6 protein-coding genes are annotated in these 7,261 nt (G+C 65.4%); 4 read left to right on the top strand and 2 right to left on the bottom strand.

The features are described 5' to 3' along the window. A partial coding sequence (locus PMN64_RS29550) for a carboxyl transferase domain-containing protein (protein ID WP_411783199.1) occupies window positions 1-911 on the top strand: 911 nt, incomplete at its 5' end. A gap of 116 nt (window positions 912-1,027) precedes the next feature. Here the strand turns inward: PMN64_RS29550 and PMN64_RS29545 are convergent. Next, complete coding sequence (locus PMN64_RS29545) at window positions 1,028-2,191, bottom strand: patatin-like phospholipase family protein (protein WP_411783198.1); 1,164 nt, start codon at window positions 2,189-2,191, stop codon at window positions 1,028-1,030. Between the two features lie 242 nt (window positions 2,192-2,433). On the opposite strand from PMN64_RS29545, the gene PMN64_RS29540 reads away from it, so the two are divergent. The 3 genes from PMN64_RS29540 (at window position 2,434) to PMN64_RS29530 (ending at window position 5,733) form a co-directional block, all read left to right on the top strand. Then, entirely contained in the window at window positions 2,434-3,219 is a 786-nt protein-coding gene (locus PMN64_RS29540; protein WP_411783197.1) for an acetoacetate decarboxylase, read from the top strand. Between the two features lie 129 nt (window positions 3,220-3,348). Next, entirely contained in the window at window positions 3,349-4,368 is a 1,020-nt protein-coding gene (locus PMN64_RS29535) for a transporter (RefSeq protein ID WP_411783196.1), read from the top strand. Window positions 4,369-4,416: 48 nt separating this feature from the next. Further along, window positions 4,417-5,733, top strand: coding sequence for a carbohydrate porin (locus PMN64_RS29530; RefSeq protein ID WP_411783200.1), 1,317 nt, complete (start codon window positions 4,417-4,419; stop codon window positions 5,731-5,733). A gap of 27 nt (window positions 5,734-5,760) precedes the next feature. On the opposite strand, the gene PMN64_RS29525 is transcribed toward PMN64_RS29530, so the two are convergent. Continuing rightward, on the bottom strand, window positions 5,761-7,065 hold the full coding sequence (locus PMN64_RS29525) for an MFS transporter (RefSeq protein WP_411783195.1): 1,305 nt from the start codon (window positions 7,063-7,065) through the stop codon (window positions 5,761-5,763). Window positions 7,066-7,261: the final 196 nt, after the last annotated feature.

The raw sequence follows: 7,261 nt of genomic DNA, 5'->3' as shown, positions 1-7,261 counted from the left end.
AGCAGGAGCTCGGCGGCGCCGACATCCAGACTCGCGCCGGCGCGATCGATCAGGCCGTCGAGACCGAAGAGGAGGCGTTCGATTACGCGCGGCGCTTCCTGTCCTATCTGCCGTCGTCGGTCTACGACCTGCCGCCGACCGTTCCCTGCACCGACGATCCGGAGCGCGCCGAGGAGTCGCTGCTCACCGCCGTGCCGCGCAACCGCCGGCAGGTCTACAAGATGCGGCCGATCATCGATGCCGTCGTCGACAAGGGCTCGTTCTTCGAGGTCGGCACCAATTTCGGCCGCCCGATCATCACCGGATTGGCGCGGATCGAGGGCAGGGCGGTGCTGCTGCTCGCCAGCGATCCCTTCCACTATGGCGGGTCGTGGACCGCGGACGCCTGCCAGAAGGTGGTGCGCTGGGTCGACTTCGCCGAGACCTTCCATCTGCCGGTGGTCTATCTGATGGACTGCCCCGGCTTCATGATCGGGCTCGAGGCGGAGAAGACGGCGACCATCCGCCACGGCGTGCGGGCGATGGCGGCGGTCAACCAGAGCACGGTGCCGTGGTGCACCATCATCATCCGCAACGCCTTCGGCGTCGCCGGCGTGGTGCATCAGCCGGCCAACCGCTTCTCGATGCGCTATGCGTGGCCGTCGGCCTATTGGGGCTCGCTGCCGCTCGAGGGCGGCATCGAGGCGGCCTATCGCGCCGAGATCGATGCGGCCGCCGATCCCGCCGCCAAGCTGCGCGAGATCGAGGATCGCCTCAACAAGCTGCGCTCGCCGTTCCGCTCGGCCGAGAAGTTCTGGGTCGAGGAGGTGATCGACCCGCGCAAGACGCGCTCGCTGCTCTGCGAGTTCGCACGCCTCGCCGAACCGATCCGCAAGGCCGGGCCGCCGAGCAACATGTCGACGCGGCCGTAAGGGCTCTCCAGCCGTCATTGCGAGGAGCGTAGCGACGAAGCAATCCACACCTCCGCAAGCGGTGACATGGATTGCTTCGCTTCGCTCGCAATGACGGTGAAGGAGCGACCGCGCCTCTACTCGGCTTCCCGATGCACGTCGTGGATCACGATGCCCATGCCGTTCTCGGGCATCTTGATCCATTCGCGCCGCTTCAGCGAGCGCTTGGTGTCCTCGTGCCCGCTCACCCAATGCTCGCGCATCGAGGTGCCGGAGAATTCGTGGTCCTTGGCGTCGCCCTCATAGGCCTTCTGCTGATAGATCAGCTGCAATAGCGTGATGCCGGGCAGCCGGGCGTTTGCCTTCTTGAGCTGGCGCTCCTCGTCCGAGAGCTGATCGTCGGGGATTTTTCCCAGCGCGCTGTGCAGGGCGGTGCGCAGATTGTAGGTCTTGCGATAGACGTCGGTGTTGTAGCGGGTACGCGACGAATACATGATGTCCTTGTGCCGGGCCATCACGTCCTGGATGTCGCGGGGCAGCGCGCCGCGCGCCGAGAACAGGTCGACCTGGAACACCAGCGAGTTCATGTTGTCTTCCTGGTCGAGCAGATGCTGCAGCGGCGTGTTGGAGACGATGCCGCCGTCCCAGAAATGATCGGTGCCGACCTTCACCATCGGCAGCGCAGGCGGCAGCGCGCCGCTCGCCATGATGTGCTCGGGAATGATCTCGTCATGGGCATTGTCGAAATAGATGAAGTTGCCGGAAAGCACGTTCACCGCGCCGACCGCGAAGCGTATCTTCTTGGAATTGATGCGGTCGAAATCGACCAGCTCGAGCAGGGACTCGCGCAGCGGCGTGGTGTCGTAGTAGCTGGTGGCGGTGCGCGCGCCGGCCAGGCTGAACCACGGATTGGTCTGATGCGGGGTGAAGAAGCCGGGCTGGCCCAGCGTCGTCGTCAGCCATGAGCTGGTGAGATTGCGCGCCTTGCGGAAGACGTCGCCGTCCGGCGTGTAGTGCCAGATCTTGCGGCTGGTGATGCGATCCCAGAATGTGTGCAGCCGCTCCAGCCGCTTTTCGGGCGGATTGCCGGCGATGATCGCCGAGTTGATTGCGCCGATCGAGACGCCGCAGACCCAGTCGGGCTCGATGTTGGATTCATGAAGCGCCTGATAGACGCCGGCCTGATAGGCGCCGAGTGCGCCGCCGCCCTGCAGGACCAGGGCCACGCGATCGCAGCCCTCGGGACGCCAGCCCGGCGTCGCGTGATCGATGTCGTCGAAATGCGGGGTTCGCGCGTCCATATCAGACACTCCAAAAATTCGCGGCGAGAATTCAGCGCGCCGATGACGCGGTGATGACAATTGCGGCGCCCACGCTCGGTGCATCCGGCATGCCTGCCTGCATGGTTAGCATTGGCCTCGGCAGCGCGACGCGGGTCACGCAAGCGCAACCGCAGGTCACGCACCTGACGGAAATCCCTCACATCGCTGTCAATCTCGGCCGTTAGCTTCCGGGCAAATTTTTCAAACAGGGGGTTATTGCGATGCGCAGGGAAGATCTGCTCAAGCTTCCGTCGATGCCGGCCGCCGGCCCGAGCTATCCTGCCGGTCCGTATCGCTTCATCGATCGCGAATTCCTTGTCATCACCTATGAGACCGATCCGGAGTTGATCCGCGCCGGTCTGCCCGAGCCGCTGGAGCCGATCGAGCAGGCGATCGTGCATTACGAATGGATCAAGATGCCCGACAGCTCCGGCTTCGGCAGCTACACCGAGTCGGGCCTCGTGATCCCCGCGCGCCTGCATGGCGAAGAGGTCAACTTCGTCTGCCAGATGTATCTCGACGATGATCCGCCGATCGCGGCCGGCCGCGAGATCTGGGGCTTTCCGAAAAAGTACGCCCATCCCAAGCTCGAGATCGTCAAGGACACGCTGACCGGTACGCTGGAATATGCCGGCCAGCTCGTCGCGATGGGCACGATGGGCTACAAGCACGAGAGCATGGCGGGCAATGGCGACGTCACCCGCGCTACGCTGTCGAAGACGCAAGTTAATCTGAAGATGATCCCCGGCGTCGACGGCCATCTCGAGGTCTGCCAGCTGGTCGCGATCAATCTGACCGACATCGTCGTCAAGGACTCCTGGATCGGACCGGGCCGGCTGCATCTTGTGCCCCACGTCAACGCACCGGTCGCCGATTTCCCGGTCAAGCGTGTCGTCGGCGCGCATCACTTCCTCGCCGACCTGACGCTGCCGTTCGGTCGCGTGGTCCACGACTACAACAAGGAAGCGGCAGAAGCGGCCGCGCCGACCGGCCTGGCCGCCGAGTAGGGCTGGCGCTGACATAAAACTGTAACGGCCGCGTCCTCCAATGTTGTGACGAAGGACGCGCTTGCTCGGTTTTGCGCGTGGGCGAGGGTTTGGGCATGTCATTTCGCGCGGTTGCTTTGGGGGCCGGCCATGCTGGCTGATCCACCTCCCGCTCCGGTCGGGTCGCTGCTGACCCGCGAGGCGGTCCCCGGTCTGGTCTGGGCGTTCCGCCTGCATCACGACGGCCGCGCCGAGGCGCTTCCGATCGATGCGCCGATCGAGCCGAGCCATGACGGACGGCTGTGGCTGCACTTCAACCTGACCGACGTCCGTACCCGGGCATGGCTCGCCAACATGCACATCCCGCAGCTGGCGCGGGACCTCTTGCTGTCGAACGACAATTTCCAGCAGATCCACGTCGTCGACAATTGCGTGTACGGCGTGTTTTCCGACCTGGTGCGGGATGTTGAGGCCGCGACCCGGGAGACCGGCTTTTTGCGCTTTGCGATGACCGAGCGCCTGCTGGTCAGCGGTCGCCATCAGGCGCTGTGCTCCGCCGATGCGACGCGCCGCGTGCTCGAGGGCGGCCATCGCGTCGGCAGCGTCGCGGCACTGCTGGAGAAGATCGTCGACGAGATCGCCGACACCATGGACCGCATGGCCGACAAGATCGGCACCGATATCGATGCGATCGAGGAGCGGGTGCTGGCCGAGGATACCGGATCGGAGCTGCGCAAGAATCTGAGCCGGATGCGCCGCACCTGCGTGCGCCTGCATCGCCAGCTCGCGGGCCTGCGTGTGCTGTTCCACCGGCTCGAGCAGAAGAACACCGACGATCTCAGCCCGGCGCTGCGGCTGCAGGCCGGCAAGCTCGCGCAGCGGCTCGACGGTCTCGACCACGACATCGTCGAACTGCACGAGCGCAGCCGCCTGCTGGAGGAGGAGCTGCGCTTCAAGCTCGAGGAGGAGAGCAACAAGGATCTCCACGCGTTGTCCGTCGTCACCATGATGCTGCTGCCGCCGACGCTCGTCACCGGCATCTTCGGCATGAACACCAAGGGATTGCCGCTGACCGATGTCGACAGCGGATTTCTGGTGGCCGCAGGCCTGCTGGCCGGGTCGGCGCTGCTGGCCTATCTGCTGATGCGGCGGCTCGGCATCGTCAAATAGCGCGAGCGCACCGCGGCATTCCCGATGTGCAGAGTTCTTTCCCGCGCGATGTTGGTGGCCGCGGCCCTCGCGCTCGGCGCGCCGGCGCATGCGGAAGACAAGGCCGTGGCCGATCGGATCGCGGATACCCGCGCTGCGCTCGAGGAGGCCGGCTACCAGTTCAGCCTGACCTATATCGGTGAGGGGTTTTCCAACGTCTCCGGCGGCGTCAGCAACGGCGCGGCCTATACCGGCCGTCTCGATCTCGGCACCACCATCGACCTCGAGAAGGCGATGGGCTGGAACGGCGCGACCTTCCACGCCAACATGTACCAGATCCACGGCGACGGGCTGTCGCGGAGCTATGTCGGCAACCTGTTCCTGGTGTCCGGCGTCGAGTCGCTGCCGGCGACGCGGCTCTATGAATTCTGGATCGAGCAGAAGCTGCTCGGCGGCAAACTTTCGGTGCGCGTCGGCCAGCAGGGCTCGGACGTCGAGTTCATCGACAGCCAGTACGACGACATCTTCATCAATTCGGCGCTGGGCTGGCCCGGCATTGTCGGCACCATTCTGCCGGCCGGCGGACCGTCGCCGCCACTTGCCGTGCCCGGCATCCGGTTCAAGGCCAATCTGTCCGACCGCATCACCGCCTATCTCGCACTGTTCGACGGTTCGGCTTCGCCGCCGCAGGGGACGGACGATCCGCAGATCTTGAACGCCCACGGGTTGAATTTCCGCGTCAACGATCCGCCGTGGTGGATCGGCCAGCTGAAATACAAGTTCGAGATCGGCGAGAGCAGGCTGCCGGCGACCATCACCGGCGGCACCTGGTATCACATGGGCTCGTTCGCCGACCAGCGCTTCTCGGCTGACGGGCTGTCGCTCGCCGATCCCGACAGCTCCGGCGACACGCGATGGCTGCGGCGGGACAACGGCATCTTCATGGTCTATGAGCAGCTGCTTGCGCGCGCCAGGCCGGACGCGGACAAGGGCGTCGCGTTCTTCATGCGCGCCTCGGTCAGCCCGTCGGATCGCAACCTGATCAGCACCTATGTCGACGGCGGCTTCCTGTTCACCGGCTTCAGCGAGACGTATCCGGACGATCGGTTCGGCATCGCCGCGATCTATGCCAGGATTTCGGACGCCGCGCGCGCGCTCGACCGCGACACCCAGATCTTCACGGGCACGCCGTATCCGATCCGCGACTACGAGGCGATCCTCGAGATCACCTACCAGCACGTGGTGAACCCGAATTTCACCATGCAGCCGATGTTTCAATACATCGCCCATCCCGGCGGCGGCGCCGTCGATCCCAACGATCCGACGCAAACGCATCGGATCAAGGACAGCGTGGTGTTCGGGATGCGCACCATCCTGTCGTACTGACCGGCGCAGGTCGCGCAGGTAGCAGCCTCAGGCCGCGACCGGCTTCGGCTCCGCCACCGATTTCGGCTGCGGCCGCGCGATCGCGAGCGCGATCAGTGCGGCAAAGATGCACAGCGCGCCGGCAATGAAGAACGCCGGCAGGTAGCTCTGATAGATCGTGCGCGACAGTCCGGCGCCGAATGCGGCGGCGCCTGCGCCGAGCTGGTGGCCGGCGAAGATCCATCCGAACACCAGATTGGCGCGCTCGGCGCCGAAGCGCTGCGCGGTGAGGCGCACCGTCGGCGGCACCGTCGCGATCCAGTCGAGACCATAGAACATCGCGAACAGCGACAGCCCGTAGAACGTGAAGTCGGAGAACGGCAGGAACAGCAGCGACAGACCGCGCAGGCCGTAATACCAGAACAGCAGATAGCGGTTGTCGTAGCGGTCCGACAGCCAGCCCGAGACGATGGTGCCGAAGAAATCGAAGATCCCCATCGCGGCGAGCAGGCTTGCCGCCTGCACCTGCGGGATGCCGTAGTCGAGGCACATCGGGATCAGGTGAACCTGGACCAGGCCGTTGGTCGAGGCGCCGCAGACGAAGAAGGTCGCGAACAGGATCCAGAACACCGAGGATTTCGCGGAATCGCGCAGCGTGCCGAGCGCGGCGGCCACGATCGGCGCATTGGCCGGCGGCGGCGCGGCAAGCGGCGCGGTGCCCGTCTCGCCGAACGGACGCAGCCCGACGTCGCTCGGCCGGTCGCGCATCACCATCAGCACGGCAAAGGCGGCGACGCCGAGCATGCCGCAGACCAGCCCAAGCGCGACACGCCAGCCGTAGCGCTCGGTCAGTGTCGCAAGCAGCGGCAGGAAGGCGAGCTGTCCCGTCGCGACGCTCGCGGTGAGGATCCCGACCACGAGGCCGCGCCGCGCCACGAACCAGCGCGCCGCGATGGTCGCGCCGAGCACCAGCGCGGTCATCCCGGTGCCGATGCCGATCACGACACCCCACAGCAGGATGAGCTGCCAGACCTGGGTCATGGCGAGCGAGGCCAATAGTCCGGCGACCACGATCAGCTGCGCCGCCAGCGTCACGTTGCGCAGGCCGTAGCGGTTCATCAGTGCGGCGGCGAACGGCGCCATCAGCCCGAACAGGATGAAGCGGATCGACAGCGCCGAGGAAATCTCGGCGGTCGACCAGCCGAATTCCTTCTGCAGCGGCACGATGAACACGCCGGGCGCGCCGACGGTGCCGGCCGAGATCAGCGCGGCCAGGAAGGTGACGGCGACCATCACCCAGCCGTAATGGATGTTGCGGCGGGCGAGGGTGGAAGCAAGCCAGTTCGAGATCATTGTGTTCCAGATCGATTGCGGTGAAAGTTTTGCGTGATGCGCAATATGGCACGGGGGAGCCATGGCTAAAATGCCATAGTTCCCTCGTTTTCGGACTCTGTATAACCTCATCCTGAGGAGCCCGCAGAGCGGGCGTCTCGAAGGATGCAGGCCGGGAACCGGGCCTCATGGTTCGAGACGTGCTTCGCACTCCTCA

The sequence above is a fragment of the Bradyrhizobium sp. UFLA01-814 genome (assembly GCF_046718885.1).
Lineage (GTDB): Bacteria > Pseudomonadota > Alphaproteobacteria > Rhizobiales > Xanthobacteraceae > Bradyrhizobium > Bradyrhizobium elkanii.
The sequence above is the reverse complement of the archived record's forward strand: the minus strand, read 5'-3'. Positions and strand labels throughout refer to the sequence as shown.

Bases quoted from the DNA above. Each gene is read 5' to 3' on its own strand.
- PMN64_RS29545 (WP_411783198.1), bottom strand. From the start codon at position 2,191: ATGGACGCGCGAACCCCGCATTTCGACGACATCGATCACGCGACGCCG.
- PMN64_RS29540 (WP_411783197.1), top strand. From the start codon at position 2,434: ATGCGCAGGGAAGATCTGCTCAAGCTTCCGTCGATGCCGGCCGCCGGC.
- PMN64_RS29530 (WP_411783200.1), top strand. From the start codon at position 4,417: ATGTTGGTGGCCGCGGCCCTCGCGCTCGGCGCGCCGGCGCATGCGGAA.
- PMN64_RS29535 (WP_411783196.1), top strand. From the start codon at position 3,349: ATGCTGGCTGATCCACCTCCCGCTCCGGTCGGGTCGCTGCTGACCCGC.
- PMN64_RS29525 (WP_411783195.1), bottom strand. From the start codon at position 7,065: ATGATCTCGAACTGGCTTGCTTCCACCCTCGCCCGCCGCAACATCCAT.